Source organism: Delftia acidovorans NBRC 14950 (genome assembly GCF_001598795.1).
GTDB classification, from domain to species: Bacteria; Pseudomonadota; Gammaproteobacteria; order Burkholderiales; family Burkholderiaceae_C; genus Comamonas; species Comamonas acidovorans.
The window spans coordinates 121,937-140,052 of record NZ_BCZP01000003.1 but is presented as its reverse complement, the minus strand read 5'-3'; the positions used below and the strand labels follow the sequence as shown (position 1 = coordinate 140,052).

The 18,116-nt window shown below is 66.4% G+C and carries 12 protein-coding genes and 1 CRISPR repeat array (1 of these 13 cut by a window edge); of the genes, 3 read left to right on the top strand and 9 right to left on the bottom strand.

Going from position 1 to position 18,116, the window contains the following annotated elements:
- Positions 1 to 3,468: direct repeats of the CRISPR family, unit length 32 nt; unit sequence GTCGCGCCCCGTGCGGGCGCGTGGATTGAAAC (it extends 1,450 nt beyond the left edge of the window).
- 495 nt (positions 3,469 to 3,963) lie between these two features.
- A complete protein-coding gene (locus DA1_RS05075) occupies positions 3,964 to 5,019 on the top strand; it encodes a porin (RefSeq protein WP_034391372.1) in 1,056 nt (351 codons plus the stop codon).
- Positions 5,020 to 5,044: 25 nt separating this feature from the next.
- Here DA1_RS05075 and DA1_RS05070 read toward each other — a convergent pair whose 3' ends face one another.
- From DA1_RS05070 to yjgA, 6 genes are all read right to left on the bottom strand, one after another.
- Positions 5,045 to 6,436, bottom strand: coding sequence for an efflux transporter outer membrane subunit (locus DA1_RS05070; RefSeq protein ID WP_034391373.1), 1,392 nt, complete (start codon positions 6,434 to 6,436; stop codon positions 5,045 to 5,047).
- Between the two features lies 1 nt (position 6,437).
- Positions 6,438 to 8,384, bottom strand: coding sequence for a MacB family efflux pump subunit (locus DA1_RS05065; RefSeq protein WP_034391374.1), 1,947 nt, complete (start codon positions 8,382 to 8,384; stop codon positions 6,438 to 6,440).
- Positions 8,385 to 8,386: 2 nt separating this feature from the next.
- Positions 8,387 to 9,568 carry an efflux RND transporter periplasmic adaptor subunit gene (locus DA1_RS05060; RefSeq protein WP_034391377.1) on the bottom strand — a complete coding sequence of 394 codons (1,182 nt, stop codon included), beginning with the start codon at positions 9,566 to 9,568 and terminating at the stop codon, positions 8,387 to 8,389.
- A gap of 200 nt (positions 9,569 to 9,768) precedes the next feature.
- Entirely contained in the window at positions 9,769 to 10,980 is a 1,212-nt protein-coding gene (locus DA1_RS05055; protein ID WP_012204238.1) for an ABC transporter substrate-binding protein, read from the bottom strand.
- Between the two features lie 207 nt (positions 10,981 to 11,187).
- The gene (gene mog, locus DA1_RS05050) at positions 11,188 to 11,793 is read right to left on the bottom strand and encodes a molybdopterin adenylyltransferase (RefSeq protein ID WP_013803515.1); all 606 of its coding nucleotides are present in this window, start codon (positions 11,791 to 11,793) and stop codon (positions 11,188 to 11,190) included.
- Entirely contained in the window at positions 11,786 to 12,463 is a 678-nt protein-coding gene (gene yjgA, locus DA1_RS05045) for a ribosome biogenesis factor YjgA (protein WP_034391380.1), read from the bottom strand. Before yjgA ends, mog begins: the two co-directional genes overlap by 8 nt.
- A 66-nt stretch (positions 12,464 to 12,529) precedes the next feature.
- On the opposite strand from yjgA, the gene pmbA reads away from it, so the two are divergent.
- Positions 12,530 to 13,939, top strand: a complete 1,410-nt coding sequence (gene pmbA / locus DA1_RS05040; protein ID WP_012204243.1) for a metalloprotease PmbA — start codon at positions 12,530 to 12,532, stop codon at positions 13,937 to 13,939.
- A 54-nt stretch (positions 13,940 to 13,993) separates the two neighbouring features.
- Here the strand turns inward: pmbA and DA1_RS05035 are convergent, their stop codons facing one another.
- The gene (locus tag DA1_RS05035) at positions 13,994 to 14,833 is read right to left on the bottom strand and encodes a fumarylacetoacetate hydrolase family protein (RefSeq protein ID WP_034391382.1); all 840 of its coding nucleotides are present in this window, start codon (positions 14,831 to 14,833) and stop codon (positions 13,994 to 13,996) included.
- A gap of 358 nt (positions 14,834 to 15,191) precedes the next feature.
- Here DA1_RS05035 and DA1_RS05030 point away from each other — a divergent pair, with 358 nt between their 5' ends.
- Positions 15,192 to 16,940: a methyl-accepting chemotaxis protein gene (locus DA1_RS05030; protein ID WP_080736819.1), complete on the top strand. Its 1,749-nt coding sequence runs from the start codon at positions 15,192 to 15,194 to the stop codon at positions 16,938 to 16,940.
- Between the two features lie 8 nt (positions 16,941 to 16,948).
- Here DA1_RS05030 and DA1_RS30235 read toward each other — a convergent pair whose 3' ends face one another.
- The gene (locus tag DA1_RS30235) at positions 16,949 to 17,494 is read right to left on the bottom strand and encodes a hypothetical protein (protein ID WP_155294190.1); all 546 of its coding nucleotides are present in this window, start codon (positions 17,492 to 17,494) and stop codon (positions 16,949 to 16,951) included.
- Positions 17,457 to 18,038, bottom strand: a complete 582-nt coding sequence (locus DA1_RS30230; protein WP_155294191.1) for a hypothetical protein — start codon at positions 18,036 to 18,038, stop codon at positions 17,457 to 17,459. Before DA1_RS30230 ends, DA1_RS30235 begins: the two co-directional genes overlap by 38 nt.
- Between the last annotated feature and the right edge of the window lie 78 nt (positions 18,039 to 18,116).

Here is an 18,116-nt window from a genome sequence, read left to right as displayed (position 1 = left end):
TCCGAGTCGCGCCCCGTGCGGGCGCGTGGATTGAAACTCGCCCGTGCGGCTGTAGTGCCACTTGCGCAGACCGTCGCGCCCCGTGCGGGCGCGTGGATTGAAACTTTGCTGGGTCCAATGCGCCGCAAACTGAGCTACCGGGTCGCGCCCCGTGCGGGCGCGTGGATTGAAACCATCAGAGGACCACCAGAGACAGGACGAAGGCCATGTCGCGCCCCGTGCGGGCGCGTGGATTGAAACAGCCAGCGTGGCCAGGCCGCTCCTGCCCTGCGGGTCGCGCCCCGTGCGGGCGCGTGGATTGAAACGAGTTCAGAAGCACCGTCGAATAGATCAGCCTGGTCGCGCCCCGTGCGGGCGCGTGGATTGAAACATCAAGCGCATCGGCGGTAAAGCTTGATGATGGCGTCGCGCCCCGTGCGGGCGCGTGGATTGAAACGACACCCTCCTGCAGTTCATTGAGAACTGCGGCGTCGCGCCCCGTGCGGGCGCGTGGATTGAAACGCCGGGTTGCGTGCAGATGAAGTAGCCAGACATGTCGCGCCCCGTGCGGGCGCGTGGATTGAAACGCACGTCCTGGCTATCACGCCGACAGCGCCGAGGGTCGCGCCCCGTGCGGGCGCGTGGATTGAAACGAGGCCGACTACCGCGGCGTGCTGCTGCGCGTGGACGTCGCGCCCCGTGCGGGCGCGTGGATTGAAACACCAAGATGCAGGTCCGCTACGGGGCAACGTGGGTCGCGCCCCGTGCGGGCGCGTGGATTGAAACATCGTGCCGATGGTCCGGGTTGCCCGGGCCAATGTGTCGCGCCCCGTGCGGGCGCGTGGATTGAAACGCCGATCTGGTCAAAGCAGCTACACCGCTTCGGCGTCGCGCCCCGTGCGGGCGCGTGGATTGAAACTACGGTGCCCCAGGGCGATTATTGCGCTCGTAATGTCGCGCCCCGTGCGGGCGCGTGGATTGAAACCCTGCAGTGGTGCATGCTAATTTCTCACGCCCTGGTCGCGCCCCGTGCGGGCGCGTGGATTGAAACACGCCTGGACAGACGCGCGTTCTGCCCGCGCCCCGTCGCGCCCCGTGCGGGCGCGTGGATTGAAACCACGATGACGCGGAAAAGCTGCAGCCCCTGGTCGTCGCGCCCCGTGCGGGCGCGTGGATTGAAACGGCACAGACGTGGCGCCGCTGGCATCGCTCAACGTCGCGCCCCGTGCGGGCGCGTGGATTGAAACGATGACACGAAGTTGATCGAAGAGCTGGAGAAGGTCGCGCCCCGTGCGGGCGCGTGGATTGAAACTCCTGCTGTAGCGCCGCGCGGCGAGTGCGTGTGGTCGCGCCCCGTGCGGGCGCGTGGATTGAAACATCATCCTGGCCGCCTGCGTGAGTAAGCAATGGGGTCGCGCCCCGTGCGGGCGCGTGGATTGAAACCTCACGGATTGCGCAAGCCGCGCCGGAGCAGAAACGTCGCGCCCCGTGCGGGCGCGTGGATTGAAACTTCGATGCCATGTCTATTACAAGCGGCGGCATTGGTCGCGCCCCGTGCGGGCGCGTGGATTGAAACCAGACGCTGCCCCCGTGGTAGCTCACGGGCTTGGGTCGCGCCCCGTGCGGGCGCGTGGATTGAAACATATGCGGTTTACCAAGGAAATCTATGTCTACCGTCGCGCCCCGTGCGGGCGCGTGGATTGAAACGGGGCCCGCTGGACTGGAGCGCTGCGCTTCGCGGTCGCGCCCCGTGCGGGCGCGTGGATTGAAACACTCGGGGGCGCGGGCGTTACCTGAACAACAATGTCGCGCCCCGTGCGGGCGCGTGGATTGAAACATCGCGGGGTCGTCGCTCGCATACCAGGAGAGAAGGTCGCGCCCCGTGCGGGCGCGTGGATTGAAACTTCACGCGCAGCAGCACTGCGCCCCAGCCACCGGGTCGCGCCCCGTGCGGGCGCGTGGATTGAAACCCCCACCGGTACCCCCGCCCGTGCCGCCCCCGTTGTCGCGCCCCGTGCGGGCGCGTGGATTGAAACTGGAGCCAGCGCACGCAGCGCGTGGCCTCTGCTGTCGCGCCCCGTGCGGGCGCGTGGATTGAAACGTACGAGTGGGCAATGGCATCGACAGATCTTCGCGTCGCGCCCCGTGCGGGCGCGTGGATTGAAACGTACGAGTGGGCAATGGCATCGACAGATCTTCGCGTCGCGCCCCGTGCGGGCGCGTGGATTGAAACGGCTGCCGAGCAGTTGCCCCTGTTTCGCTGCTCGTCGCACCCCGTGCGGGCGCGTGGATTGAAACATCTCGAACGAGGCGATTGCCACGCGCTCGCCCTGTCGCGCCCCGTGCGGGCGCGTGGATTGAAACCTCGATGCTGAGCTGCACATCTCCCTGGTCGGCCAGTCGCGCCCCGTGCGGGCGCGTGGATTGAAACACGCAGGGGCCAACGCTGGACGCGGCCATTGCAGTCGCGCCCCGTGCGGGCGCGTGGATTGAAACTATTTGTTCTTTGGTCACTTCGCCCAGGCGCATCGTCGCGCCCCGTGCGGGCGCGTGGATTGAAACTTTTTTGGGTGGTTGGGTATTCCCCAATCCAGCGTCGCGCCCCGTGCGGGCGCGTGGATTGAAACCAGCAACTCAAGTCCCAGCTCACAGCCAATCTGAGGTCGCGCCCCGTGCGGGCGCGTGGATTGAAACTGTCGCCACGTACTACCTTGGCACACATTGCGCGTCGCGCCCCGTGCGGGCGCGTGGATTGAAACTGCAGCACGTCCTTGACCTGCGACTCAACGAAGGGTCGCGCCCCGTGCGGGCGCGTGGATTGAAACAAGCAACTGGAGGCGCCCCAGGCCAGCGAGAAGGTGTCGCGCCCCGTGCGGGCGCGTGGATTGAAACGCTCCGCTGTTCGACTTCGACGGCATGGGCATCTACGTCGCGCCCCGTGCGGGCGCGTGGATTGAAACTTCGGCGTGGCCGTGCGCAAGGCCAACGAGCGCGTGTCGCGCCCCGTGCGGGCGCGTGGATTGAAACAAGCGGCGCTCCAGACGCTCCACGTCTTTTTTCGTCGCGCCCCGTGCGGGCGCGTGGATTGAAACCTGTCCGTGCCAACCTTTCTCATCGGCAGGCCAAGGTCGCGCCCCGTGCGGGCGCGTGGATTGAAACTCTCCAGTCCAGAAATGCCAAACGCCAGCGCAAAGGTCGCGCCCCGTGCGGGCGCGTGGATTGAAACCATTTCGCCCTCGATGCCCGCCAGCAGCACAACGTCGCGCCCCGCGCGGGAGCGTGGATTGAAACTCCCAGCGCATGGCCAAGCTCTCCGAGGTGCGCAGGTCGCGCCCCGTGCGGGCGCGTGGATTGAAACGAGCGTTGCGCAGCGGGCCTCCAGCTCCATCAGGGTCGCGCCCCGTGCGGGTGCGTGGATTGAAACGACGCACTGCTCAACTACGCGGGCTCCGTGCACGTCGCGCCCCATTCGGGCGCGTGGATTGAAACGACCCTGGCACCGGTGCCTACCTCAACGACATCACCTTGTGCCCCATGCGGGCGTGGATTGAGACATCTCGCACCATCTGCACGAGGTCTATGAGATCTGTTGGCGCCCCATACGGGCACGTGGATGGTATCCCCCGTTTGCACTGCAGCCTCGTGTGGTGAAGCATGGGGAACTTGGGAGTTTGTGGCGGTCATGCCCCATCCTCGAACGTCGCTCAACCCCCCTTCCAGGGGAAAACCCCCGGGCGCCCGCGCCGCAAATGCATAGGTCTGCGCATGAATCGTTCAGGCCCGGTGCCATCCCTGCGGAGAATTCATGAAAGGAGCCTGCAGGGCATCGCAACCACGGGGCTGCATGCACCCGCAATAACAAGAAGCACAAGAACAAGAAGCACAAGAAAAAGGGCTGGCGACCGGTTTCAAGCTGCTCCCATGGCAGCCGTGCTGCGGCCATGGGGATTTTCGCCAATCGGCAATGTCAAGGAGGAGAGGGATATGAATAAACGCATGATCCGCAGCGCTGGCCTGGCCGCGCTGGCGCTGGGCACGGCCCTGGCGGCCCAGGCCCAGAGTTCGGTCACGCTCTATGGGCGTGTGGTCGCGGGGGTGGACTACCAGAGCAATGTGTACGACCCGGCCACGGGGGGCTCTGGCAATCTGTGGCGGGCCGTGGGCAACCAGTGGGGAACGAGCATGCTGGGTTTCAAGGGGGAGGAGGACCTGGGCGGCGGGCTGCATGCGCTGTTCACGCTGGAGTCGGGCTTCAGCATCGACGATGCCAAGTTCAACGGCGCAGGTTTCTTCAACCGCCGCACCTTCGTGGGCCTGCGCAGCGGCTGGGGTACGCTGAAACTGGGCAAGGACCTGTCGATCTCGGATGCGCACTGGGCACTGGACCCCACGGGCCAGCAGTTCATAGGCTCGGCTACGCTGGTGCGGGGGCGCAACTGGGGCGGGCATGACAACATGATCTCGTACGAGACGCCCAGCTGGGGCGGCCTGCGCGTGCTGGCGCTGACCGGCCTGGGCGAGCAGCCCCAGGGCGCATCGCGGCTGCGCAAGGATGCGCTGTCCGTGTCCTATACCGCGCCCACGTTCGAGTTGCGTGCCATCTACGATGTGGCCCGCGATGCCAATGGCCGCTTCAGCGATCTCTACACCACCTCCCGCAACCTGACGCTGGGCGGCACGGTGACGCTGTCCGCGCTCAAGCTGTTCGCGGGCTATGAGCAGCTGTCCGCGCCTGACAGCGCGGCCGGCGTGCCCAACAAGGCGCGGCAGTACTGGATGGGCGCGCGCTACAAGGTGTCAGGCCCGCTGACGCTGATCGGGGCGGGCTACCGCACCACGGTCAACAAGGGCGGCGGCAGCGCCAACCTGTTCATGGCGGGCGCCGACTACGCGCTGTCCAAGCGCACGCTGCTGTACGCCAGCGTGGGCAATGTGCGCAATGGCGGCAATGCGAACTTCTCGGTGGAGACCACCAACAACAACCCGGCGCCGGGCGGCAGCCAGACCGGCTTCTACGTGGGCATGGCGCATTCGTTCTGACTCTGGCGGACCCTGGGTGGTGGCTTCAGGAAGCCGGCCACCCTCCGCCTAGGGCCTTGTGCAGCGTGAGCTGGTTCTGCAGGCGTGCCAGGTGCAGCGCGGACAGGGCCAGCTGCGCTGCGCGGCGGCGCTCCTGGGCGTCCAGCCAGGTGCGCAGCGGCACCTGGCCGGCGCGGTAGCGCGCTTCGTACAGCCGCGTGATTTCCACGGATTCCTGCGTGGCGCGCTGCTGGGCCTCTTCCTGGAGGGCCAGTTCGGTGCGGGCGGACAGGGATTTTTCCGTTTCGGCCAACGCGGCGTACAGCGTTTTGCGGAAGTTGACCACCGCCTCTTCGTACTGGCTGCGTGCAATGGCGGTGTTCAGCCGCATCTCGCGCACATTGAGAAACGGCAGGGCCAGGTTGGCGCCCAGGGCTGCCACGGGATTGGCCAGCACATCGAGCAGGGTGCTGCTGGAGGTGCCCAGGCTGCCGGTGAGCGATAGCCGCGGGTAGTAGCTGGCGGCCGTGGCATCGCTGCCGGCCAGGGCGCCGCGCAGCCGCAGTTCGGCGGCGCGCAGGTCGGGGCGGCGTCCCAGCAGATCGGCGGGCAGGCCCGCCTGCACGGCGGGCAGGTCTGCCACGGGCAGCGCCAGGGGCTCGCCACCGGGCGGCTCGGCGCCCTGCAGCAGTTCGGCCAATGCCTGGCGCAGTTCGGCGCGGGCCTGGGTGTATTGGCTCAGCAGGGCCTGCTGCTCGGCCAGGGCCTGCCGGGCCTCGCGAAGCTCCAGGCCGGACACTGCGCCGCTGCGGTACTGGGCCTGCACCAGGTCGATGGTGCGGCGCACGTACTCCAGGCTTTGGCGTGACATGTCCAGGCGCTCGTTGGCCAGCGCCAGTTGCCAGTACAGGCTGGCCGTGGTGGTGGTCAGCGACAGCGCCACGGCATCCTTGTCCTGCACGCTGGCCTGTGCTTCGAAGACAGCGGCATCGCGCTGCGCGCCCAACCGGTCGAACAGGTCCAGCTCCCAGGCCACGCCCAGTGTGGCGCTGGCGTTCTCCAGGGTGCTGCGCTGGCTGCCAGACAGCGGGCGGCTGGCGCCCGTGCCTACGCTGCCGCTGGGCTGGGGCAGCAGCGCATGGCCTGCCAGTTGCGCCTGCAGCGCGGCACGCCGCACGCGGATGCCGGCCGTGGCCATGTCAGGGTTGCGCGCCAGCGCCAGGTCAATCCAGGCATCGAGCCGTGGATCGCCGAAGCCGCGCCACCAGGCATCGGTCATGGGCGTGGGCGTGGGCGTGGCTGCCGGGTGCGATGCCTGCGCATGTTCGAACTGCGCGGGCAGCGCCACCTGTGGCGCTTCGTAGGGGGTGCGCGTGATGGCGCCGCAGCCCGCAAGGGCCACGGCGCATGCCAGCGCGCTGGTCTTGAGCATATGCATGTCAATCTCTGGAGAGGGCCTGGACGGGGTCCAGGCGCGCCGCGCTGCGCGCGGGCAGGAAGCCGAAGGTGATGCCTATGAGCGAGGAGCAGGCGACGGCCAGCACGATGGAGGCGGCCGAGAACGACAGCTGGAAGCTGGAGCCCGACAGGCTCACTGCCAGGCCCAGGCCCAGCGCCAGAGAGACACCCAGGATGCCGCCCACGATGCAGACCAGCACGGCCTCGATCAGGAACTGCTGAAGGATGTCCGACTGGCGCGCGCCGATGGCCATGCGCACGCCGATCTCGCGCGTGCGCTCGGTCACCGACACCAGCATGATGTTCATCACGCCGATGCCGCCCACCAGCAGCGCGATCATGGCGATGGCCGAGACCAGCAGCGTCAGCGTGGTGCTGGTGCGCGTGATGGCCTGGCGGATCTGGTCGGAGTTCCAGACGAAGAAGTCCTTGGTGCCGTGGCGTTCCGTGAGCAGGCTGGTGGCCGCCTTCAGCGCGATCTCGGCCGGCACCTCGTCCTTGATGCGCAGCGTGATGCTGTCCAGGTGGTACTTGCCGACCAGGCGCGTGGCGGCTGCCGTGTAGGGCACGAAGAAGGTGGGCGTGGAGCCGCCGAAGCTGTTTTGCGCGGGGCGCAGCACGCCCACGATCTCCACGGGCATCTCGCCCAGCATCACCACCTCGCCCAGCGGGCTGGGGTTGCCGGGGAAGAGCGCGGTGGCGGCCTTCTGGTCGATGACCGCGACCTGGGCGTGCAGGTCCACGTCGCGCTGGTCGAAGAACCGCCCTGACGCCAGGCGCAGGCCCTTCACGCGGAAGTGCTCGAAGCCCACGCCCGTCACCTGGGCCATGGCCGCGTTCTCGCGGTACAGCGCCGTGACGCTGACCGATACGTTGGGCGTGGCGCTGTCCACGTAGGGCTGCTCGGCCAGGGCCTGGGCATCGGCGGCGACCAGGGTCTCGATGGCGGCGGCGCGCGTGTCGCCGAAGTCCTTGCCGGGGAAGATGTCCAGCGTGTTCGTGCCCAGCTCGCTGATCTGGTTCATCACCTGCTGCTGCGCACCGCGCCCCAGCGCCACCACCGAGACCACGGCAGAGATGCCGATGATGATGCCCAGCATGGTCAGGAAGGTGCGCAGGCGGTGAGCGTTCATGGCCCGCAGCGCCATGCGCAGCGCTTCGCCGAAGCGGTCGCCGAACATGCGCCAGGAGGCGGAGCGCGGGGCGGCTGTGGCCTCCAGCGGGGGCTTGCTTTCATGCGGGGCGCTGCGCCGGTCCGCGATGATGGCGCCGTCGCTGATCTCGATCACGCGCGAGGCGTGGGCCGCCACGGCCATGTCGTGCGTGACCAGGATGATGGTGTGGCCGTCGGCATGCAGCTCCTGCAGGATGCGCATGACCTGCTCGCCGCTGGCCTTGTCCAGCGCGCCGGTGGGCTCGTCGGCCAGGATGACGGCGCCGCCGTTCATCAGCGCGCGGGCGATGGACACGCGCTGCTGCTGCCCGCCCGACAGCTGGCCCGGCCGGTGCTGCATGCGGTCGGCCAGGCCCAGGCGTTCGAGCAGGGCGGCCGAGCGCGCATGGCGGTCCGTGGGCGCCGTGCCGGCGTAGACCGATGGCAGCTCCACATTGCCCTGGGCCGTGAGGTCGGCCAGCAGGTGGTAGCGCTGGAAGATGAAGCCGAAATGCTCGCGCCGCAGCGCGGCCAGCGCATCGGGGCCCAGCTCGCCGGTCTCGCGGCCGGCGATGCGGTAGCTGCCCGAGGTCGGATGGTCCAGGCAGCCGAGGATGTTCATCAGCGTGGACTTGCCCGAGCCCGAGGCGCCGACGATGGCCACCATCTCGCCGGCCTCGATGGTCAGGTCGATGTCCTTGAGCACGGCGACCGTGGTGTCACCCGCGGGGAACTCCCTGCGCAGTCCCCGCATCTGCAGCAATGGCTGGTCCATGCTCACATTCCCATGGGGTCGGCGGCGGGGGCGTTGTTCGGGCCCGCCTCGCCGATCACCACCTGCTCGCCTGCCTCCAGGCCCGACAGCACCTGGGCCTGGGCATTGGTGCGCAGGCCGATGCGCACCTTGCGCTCGGCGACCTTGCCTTCGCCGTCGCGCACGCGCACGGTGTAGCTGTCGTCCTCTGCCCGGCTGCCCAGTGCGGCGGCCGGCACCAGCACGGCCTTGTCGGCCTGGGCCACGCGCACGGTGACCTGGGCGGTCATGGAGGGGCGCAGCTTGCCGTCCGGGTTGGGCACGTCGAACTGGGCGTTGTAGTAGATGGCCTTGGCGGCGGGCGTGGCCGCAGCGGGCGAGGCGCCGCCGCCCGCGTCATTGACGATGGAGGTCGGTGCGGGCTCGATGCGCTCAATCTTCGCCATGTGTTTTTGGCGGTTGCTGCCCAGCGTGGTGAACCATGCGGTCTGGCCGAGCTGGATCTTGTCCACGTCAGCCTCGGCAATCTCGGCACGCACGGTCATCACGTCGAGCTTGGCCAGCATGACGATGGTGGGCGTGGTCTGGAAGGAGTTCAGGGTCTGGCCCTGCTTGGTGACCACGGCCACGATCACGCCGTCCATGGGCGCCACGATGCGGGTGTAGCCCAGGTTGATGCGCTCGGTCTCCACCTGGGTGCGTGCCTGCTCGATCTGGGCCTGCAGGGCGCCGACCTCGGCCTGGGCCGTGTCCAGCGCCGCCTTGGCGGCCTCATGGTCGGCGCGCGAGGTGGCGTCGGCCAGCAGCAGTTCCTGCTGGCGCTGGAAGGTGAGCCGGGCCTGGACGAGGGCCGCGCGCCGCGCGGCCAGCTGGGCCTGCAGCGCGGTGACCGAGGCCTCGGCATTGCGCAGCTTGATGCGCTGCGGCTGGGCATCGACTTCGGCGATCAGGTCGCCGGCCTTGACCTGCTGGCCCAGTTCCACATGCAGGCGCTTGACCTGTCCGGAGACCTGGGCGCCTACGGCAACCAGCTCCTTGGCATGCAGCCGGCCTACGGCCAGCACGGTCTGCTCCAGGTTGCCCACGGTGACGGCGGCCGTCGCGTACCGGGTGGCGGGCTTGGCGCTGGCCTTCCACAGTGCGCCCCCGGCGATGATGCAGGCGCCCACCACGGCGCCAATGGTCCACTTGCGATTGAACTTCATTCTTCCCCTGCCGCGCGGTCGGCCGCAGGGGAAGAAGTTCCTGCCCGGCGCCGCGCCCAATGCTCGAACTTACCAGTCTGGCGCGGTTCGATGTCCCGGCATTGACCAAGGCATGGAGATTCAGTGGAGAAAAGCGAGAGGCGGGAGCGGCCGGGCTGCCCCCCGGCTCACCGCAAGTTCAGCGCCAGTTCAGCGCCAGTTCAGCGCCAATATTGGCACTTGCTCTCTGCCTTCGTCGTCCAGACCTGCTCGGCCGGCAGCTTCTTGACCAGCTTGTAGTAGTCCCAGGTGCCCTTGGATTCGGCGGGGGATTTCACTTCCATCAGGTACATGTCGTGCACGTAGCGGCCGTCCTCGCGCAGGTAGCCACTGCCGAAGAAGTCATCCATCTTCATGCCGCGCCAAGTGGCCATGACCTTGTCGGCGTCCAGCGTGCCGGCCTTCTCCACGGCCTTGAGCCAGTTCATGGTGGCCGAGTAGTCGGCCGCCTGGATCTCGCTGGGGCGGCGCTGGGTCTTGGCCATGAAGGCATCGGCGAACTTGCGCGAAGCATCGTTCATGTCCCAGTACCAGCTGGTGGTGAACTGCATGCCCTGGGTGTTCTTCAGGCCCAGGCTGTGCACGTCGGTGAAGAACACCAGCAGGCCGGCCAGTTTCATGTCCTTGGTCACGCCGAACTCGCGCGCGGCCTTGATGGAGTTGATGGTGTCGCCACCCGCGTTGGCCAGGCCCAGGATCTGGGCCTTGGAGTTCTGTGCCTGCAGCATGAAGCTGGAGAAGTCGCTGGCGTTCAGCGGCGTCTTGACCGAGCCCAGCACCTTGCCGCCGCGCGCCTCGATGATCTTGGTGGTATCGGCCTCCAGCGCATGGCCGAAGGCATAGTCGGCCGTCACGAAGTACCAGCTCTTGCCGCCGGCCTCCACCACGGCCGCGCCCGTGCCCTTGGCCAGGGCCACGGTGTCGAAGGCGTAGTGCACGGTGTAGGGGCTGCACTGCTCGTTGGTCAGCGCCGAGCTGCCGGCGCCGTTGTCGATGAAGACCCGCTTTTTCTCCTGCGCCACCTTGGCCATGGACAGGGCCGTGGCCGAGTTCGTGCCGCCAAACACCAGGCTGATGCCCTGCGTGTCGATCCACTCGCGCGCCTTGCTGGCGGCAATATCGGCCTTGTTCTGGTGGTCGGCCGTCAGCAGCTCGATGGGCTTGCCCAGCAGCTTGCCGCCGTAGTCGTCAATGGCCATCTGAATTGCCACGGCGCCGTTCTTGCCCTCGACATCGGCATAGAGACTGGACATGTCGGTGATGAAGCCGATCCGAACCTTGTCCTGCTGCGCCAGGGCCGGCGTTGCCAGTGCGGCGGCGCACAGTGCCAGGGCCAGCGGTGTCATCAGCGATGTCTTGGGGCGTTGCTGCATGAAGTCTCCTTGCTTTGGATGGAAAAAGCCCGCTGCTGTTGCGCAGGGGCCGGGGTGATTCCATGCTGGCAGGGACAGGGGCCTGCCGCATTGGGGCAAGCACGGGCTTGGTGGCCCCGGTGCGACAGTCAAGCCGTGCGGCCGCAAAAAAGGCAGCCCTGAGGCTGCCTTGTTGGATGCACCTGAGGGGCCTCCTGGCCCTAGACCTCAGTCAGCAGTGCGCGGCGCGCGCACGGCATTCTTGGGCCGGAAGGCCTTGCAGACGCTGTCATCCGTTTCCAGATAAGGCCCGCCGATCAGGTCCACGCAATAGGGCACGGCCGCAAAAATGCCGTTGACCGTTTGCGTGCCATCAGGGTTTTGCAGGCCTTGCAGAGTCTCGGCAATGGCCTTGGGCTGGCCCGGCAGGTTGATGATCAGGCTCTTGCCGCGGATCACCGCCACCTGGCGCGACAGAATCGCCGTGGGCACAAAGGCCAGGCTGATCTGGCGCATCTGCTCGCCAAAGCCCGGCATTTCCTTGTCGGCCACGGCCAGGGTGGCTTCGGGCGTGACATCGCGCAGAGCGGGGCCGGTGCCGCCCGTGGTCAGCACCAGGGAGCAGCCCGCATCGACCAGTTCGATCAGCGTGGCGCTGATGCCGGCCTGCTCGTCGGGGATCAGGCGCGGCTCGAACGTGATGGGGTTCCTGAGTGCGCGGGTGAGCCAGTCCTGCAGGGCCGGCAGGCCCTTGTCCTCATAGACGCCGCTGCTGGCACGGTCGCTGATCGAGACGATGCCGATGCGCACAGCGTCATGGACGGGTTCACTCATCGTCAGCTTCCTCGCCAGCGCCGTCACCGTCCTCGGCAGCCTCGCGGCCCGTGCCGCCCAACTGCTGGCGAACCAGCTGGAACAGGTCGCGGTAGGCGCGGCCCTTGCGCTGGGCCAGGCCGGTGGATTCCTGCACATTGGCCTCATGGGCGCCCGGCATGTCCTTGCGGGCCTGGCGGATCAGGGCGCGCAGCTGCTGGGTGTCGGTGTCGGGGAAATGGTCCAGCCAGATGGACAGGGCCGATTCCTCGGCAATCAGGCGGTCGCGCCATTGCTCGGCGGCGTGCAGGGCCATCTTCTCGGCGGCCGAGCCGTTGTGCTGCTCGTCCAGTGCCGCGCGCACGGCGGCGATCTCGGTCTCGTCCAGCTTGCGCATGAGCTTGCCGACGAATTGCATCTGGCGGCGCTTGCCTTCGAAATTGGTGATGCGCTTGGCCTCGGCCAGGGCATCGGCCAGCTGGTCGGGCAATTGCAGGCGCTTGAACAGGTCGGAGCGCAGCGTCAGCAAATCCTTGCCGAGGTCCTGCAGGGCGTCGGACTCGCGCTTGAGATCCGTCTTGCTGGAGTCGGGGGTGCCTTTGAGTTCGGCCTTGAGCTGCAGGTCGAGTTCGCTGCCTTCGGCAACGAAGTGACCTTTGACGTAGTAGCCTTTTTTGGGTTTGCGTGACATGGGGTAGGGGACAAATGCAGTGGCGGCGCGGAGAGCGCTGCAGTGGCGGCTATCATAGCCGCCGCTATGAAAAAACCCCGTCCCCGCTCGGCAAGCACCGCCAAACCGCAGGCTGATTCCGGCTTCAGCTACAGCCAACCGTTTTTTGAAGACTTGGTGGACCGTGCCCTGGTCCACGCCAAGAAGCTCGGCGCCACCAACGCCGGGGCCGAGGCTTCCGAGGGCTGCGGCCTGAGCGTGAGCGTGCGCAAGGGGGCTTTGGAGACCGTGGAGCGCAACCGCGACAAGTCGCTGGGCGTGACCGTCTACCTGGGCAACCGCCGTGGCAACGCCAGCACCTCGGACTTCTCGGATGCCGCCATCCAGCAGACCGTGCAGGCCGCCTACGACATCGCACGCTTCACCGCCGAGGACCCCATGGCCGGCCTGCCCGATGCGGCCGACATCGCCCAGCCCGGCACCCACCGCGACCTGCAGCTGTTCCACCCCTGGGACCTCACCAGCGAGGCTGCGGCCGAACTGGCGCTGCAATGCGAGGAAGCCGCGCTGCGCACGCACAAGCGCATCACCAACAGCGAAGGCGCGGGCGTTTCGGCCCAGCAAAGCCATTTCTTCAGCGCCCACACCAATGGTTTCCGTGGCGGCTACGCCAGCTCGCGCCACAGCCTGTCGGTGGCGCCCATCGCCTCGCTGCCCGGGCGCAATGGCGAGATGCAGCGCGACGCCTGGTACAGCTCCATGCGCAACGCGGCCGACCTGGCCTCGCCCGAAGCCGTGGGCCGCTACGCCGCCCAGCGCGCCCTGAGCCGCCTGGGCAGCCGCAAGATCCCGACCACCGAATGCCCGGTGCTGTTCGAGTCCACGCTGGCCGCAGGCCTGCTGGGCAGCTTCGTGCAGGCCGTCAGCGGCGGCGCGCTGTACCGCCGCAGCACCTTCCTGCTCGACTCGCTGGGCAAGCCCGTCTTCCCCAAGCACATCGACATCACGGAAGACCCCTTCATCCTCGGCGGCAAGGGCAGCTCGCCCTTCGACGAGGAAGGCGTGCGCGTGCAGGCCCGCAAGGTGGTGGATGCCGGCCGCGTCGAGGGCTACTTCCTGTCCAGCTACTCGGCCCGCAAGCTGGGCATGAAGACCACCGGCAATGCCGGCGGGTCGCACAACCTGGTCATGACCTCGCGCCGCACCAAGGCCGGCGACGACCTGCCCGCCATGCTCAAGAAGCTGGGCACGGGCCTGTTCGTGATCGAGCTCATGGGCCAGGGCGTGAACTACGTGACCGGCGACTACTCGCGCGGCGTCAGCGGCTTCTGGGTGGAAAACGGCGAAATCGCCTTCCCCGTGCATGAGATCACCATCGCCGGCAACCTCAAGGACATGCTCAAGGGCATCGAGGCCGTGGGCGCAGATGCCTACAACTACGGCGCCAAGACCGTGGGCTCGATCCTGATCAACCGCATGAAGGTGGCGGGCAGCTGAGCGCTGGTTCAGCTCAAAAATAAAGCGGCTTTTTGAAGCCGCTTTTTTGTGGATCTACACCACTCGCTGCCTCTGCACGCCCAGCCCCTCGATCCCCAGCTCCATCACATCGCCAGCCTTCAGATAGCGCGGCGGCTTCATGCCCATCCCGACTCCCGGGGGCGTGCCGGTGATGATGAGGTCGCCGGGCTCCAGCGTCATCACGCGGCTGCAGTGGCTGATGAGTTCGGCGCAGCCAAAGATCATGGTGCGCGTGCTGCCGCTCTGGCGGCGCTCCCCGTTCACATCCAGCCATAGCTGCAGGGCCTGCGGATCGGGCACTTCGTCGCGCGTGACCAGCCAGGGGCCGATGGGGCCGAAGCGGTCGAAGCCCTTGCCCTTGCTCCATTGGCCACCGCTGCGGTCGATCTGGTATTCGCGCTCGGACACATCGTTGGCAAGGCAGTAGCCGGCCACATGCTCCAGCGCATCGGCCACGGACACATTGCGCGCGCGCTCGCCGATGACGATGCCCAGTTCCACCTCCCAGTCCATGCGTGTGCTGTCTTCGGGCAGGGGGATGTCGTCGTCGGGGCCGCAGGCGCAGCTGGGCCATTTGGCGAAGAGGATGGGCTCCTTGGGAATGGGCATGCCGGCTTCCTCGGCATGGTCGCGGTAGTTCAGGCCGATGGCGACGAACTTGGACATGCCGCTCCAGGGCATGCCGATGCGCACCGGGCCTTGCACCAGGGGCAGCCTGGCGGGGTCGATGGAGGCCAGGGCCCGCAGCGCCTCGCGGCCCAGCAGGCGGGGCGTGTAGTCGTCCAACAGGGCGGACAGATCGCGGATCTGGCCTTCGGCATCCAGCAGGCCGGGCTTTTCCTGGCCCTCGGGGCCGAATCTCAGCAGTTTCATGGAGTCTCCTCTGGAGTTCCTGGAGTGGGGCGCTATGCCGTCTGCAGGTGCTGTTGAGCAGCTGCAGGTGCGCAGATGCCGGCGCCCATTGTGAGGAGTGTCTCGCACATTCTGGGAATGACGGGGCCTTGTCGGTGCGCGGGATATCCATGCGCCCACTGCCTCCGATCACGACCGCTGGCAGCCCGATGCCTGCATGCCGGCAAGGCGCTGTCCTACTGGATGTGCAGGGTTTGGGAAGGCGACGTAGCTGATTCAAATTGTCAAATTTGTTCCTGAATGTGTTTCTTCCGTGCCAGCAGTCTGGCCGGTTTGCGTAGGTGGTTCGAGGGAGAGCGACGTGGGTTTTCTGAGGCGTATGAAGTTGGGAACCATGCTGGGCATGGGTTTTTTCGCGGTGATCGTGGTTTGCGTATGCGTGGCGGCCTTCGGCTGGATGAAGTTGCATGACCAGGGCGAGCAGCTGCGCGTGCTGGCCGAGGACCGCATGGGCAATCTGGCCCGGCTGCAATCGCTCAAGGACAACGCCAATGCGTCGGCGCGGGTGGTGCGCAATCTGGCGCTGATCACCGATCCGGCGCAGATGGCCGAGGAGAGCCGCCGGCTGGATGAGGTGGTTGCCAGGAACGGCCTGGTCATGAAGGAGTTGGACCAGCGCCTGCAGACCGAGCAGGCGCGCCGGCTCTTTGCGGACATACGGCAGGCGCGCCAGCCTTTCGTGGAGACCATGCGCCAGGCCGGTGACCTGGGCCTGGCCAACCAGGGCGATGCCGCCAGGGATCTGATCATGGGGCGCCTGCGCTCCTTGCAGACGACCTATTTCGATGCGGTCGAGGCACTGGTCGATTACCAGAAGGCACAGACGCAGGCCACGGTGGACGGCTCGCTGCGCCGCGTGGCCGAAGACGGCGTGGCCATGCTGGTGCTGACGCTGCTGGCCGCCGCGCTGGGCGGTCTGGTGGCCTGGATGATCACCAGGACGGTCAAGCAGCAATTGGGCGGAGAGCCCTCCTATGCCGCCGGGGTGGCGCGCCAGATCGCGCAGGGCGATTTGTCCGTGCGGGTGCAATTGGCGGCCGGCGACACCTCCAGCCTGCTGCGCGCCATGGAGGACATGCGGGCCGGCCTGGCGCGCGTGGTTGCCGATGTGCGGCAAAGCAGCGAATCCATCGCGACCGGCGCCAGCCAGATTGCCTCGGGCAATGCGGACCTGAGCCAGCGCACGGAAGAGCAGGCCAGCAATCTGGAGCAGACCGCTGCCTCCATGGAGGAGATGAACGCCACCGTCAAGCTCAATGCCGATACGGTGCGTACCGCCACCCAGCTGGCCGCTTCGTCGAGCCAGGCCGCCACCGGCGGCGGCAAGATCGTGGACCGCGTTGTGGCCACCATGGAGCAGATCACCGCGAGTTCCCGGAAGATCGAGGACATCATCGGCGTGATCGACTCCATTGCCTTCCAGACCAACATCCTGGCGCTCAATGCCGCCGTGGAGGCGGCGCGGGCGGGCGAGCAGGGGCGCGGCTTTGCCGTGGTGGCATCCGAAGTGCGCAGCCTGGCCCAGCGCAGCGCGGGGGCAGCCAAGGAGATCAAGGCCCTGATAGGCGAGAGCGTATCCAAGGTGGACGAGGGCTCGGGCCTGGTGAGCGAGACGGGTTCCGCAATGAAGGACATCGTCCAGCAGGCGCAGCGCGTTGCCGACCTGATCGGCGAAATAGGCGCGGCCACGGCCGAGCAGGCCGACGGTGTGGCGCAGGTGGGCGATGCCGTCGTACAGCTCGACCAGGTCACGCAGCAGAATGCGGCCCTGGTCGAGGAATCGGCGGCGGCTGCCGCAAGCTTGAACGCGCAGGCTGCCAGGCTGGTCGATCTGGTCAGCCTGTTCAAGCTGGACGGGCTGTCCTCACCTGCCGATCAGGCTCCTGTCGCGAAGCCCGCCGTGGCCTCCGGCATGCGTGGTCTGCCTTCAGGTGCCGACAGCTTGCCTCGCCAGTCCGGGGCGCAGGCCGCCATGCGGGGCGACAGCAGATCCACATCCACGGCAATGCGGGTGCCTGGCCCCCGCACTGCAGCCGAGCGCGCTGGTGAGAACTGGGAAGTGTTCTGACCCTGTGTTCATCGGGCCGCGTTGTAGTACCAGTGCAGCGGCTCGCAGTCCATGTCGGGACGGCCAGCCGCTGCATAGGCCTGCAGGCAACTCACATGGTTTTCAATGCGCGTCTTTTCCTCTTCGGACAATGTTCCCAATACCATGTTGGCCGAAAGCGCAGAACGGTAGAGCTTGAGCGCGTAGTTCATGTCCAGTGGAAGCTTTTCTTGAATATCGCCCTCTCGCTTTCTGACCATGGCGAGCATTTGCAGTTTGACGTCCACATATCTATACAAGGCTTCGGGGGAAGGATAGAGTCGCATACTCGTTCCAAAGGATTTGGCGGCGGGAGACCATGCTTTACGTTGAAAGTCTTTCATGCCGTGCTGGTAGAAGTTCTGCGCCGCGGTTTGGTCTGCATGCCGATTTGTTTGAAGCCAGTTGCGTACAAAGTCAGCATCGCCCACCTCTTCCGATGCCAGGAGATCTTCTGGACTTTTTTCTTGTGCATAGCATCCAGCGAGAATCAGGGCGCTAGCGAACCACGGAAACCATGCCAACAGTTTTGCCATCACCACTCCTGCAGAGAATTAGATATTGATAAAGTGAATTCCATTGCGCCGGATCCACGGTGATGCATCCGGCACTTTCGTGCCCTGGGTGCAGGTATCTATCGTTGCGAAAAGGAGTTGCACTTCCATTGTTGAGGAAAAACCAATTTTTGGCATAGGGTGTTTTATGTAAATATGCAGACCCTATTGAGTGTGGGAAATCTGGGATTTGAACAGGGTGCGTTCCTGTTTTAATAGGATTTTCGTCGTCTGTAAAAGCTCGGACACGACCCCCTGGATAGATCAGGGTCTTGCGGCTCAAAATGAATTGAATGATTGCAGCAGGCCGATATGCGGGAGCCTGTTTTCGGAGGTATCCCTGTTTCACAGAAAACCTGTTGCCACTTTCGACGCCCTCCTTGAGGATGAAATGGTCGCGCCCATTCGAGCTGGATTCCATCTCGGTGGCAATATGCTCCGGCAGCGCAACAATAGCGCCCGAAGGCTCGCGCCTGACATTGAGCCAGCCATCCGTTCCTGCACTGGTATATCTTCTTTCCGCCATTGCCCCTCCCAGGATTTGAAGCGTCCGCAGACATCGTTGTGAGATGCCGATTGTGTGCGGATTGCCATTCAGTTGGAG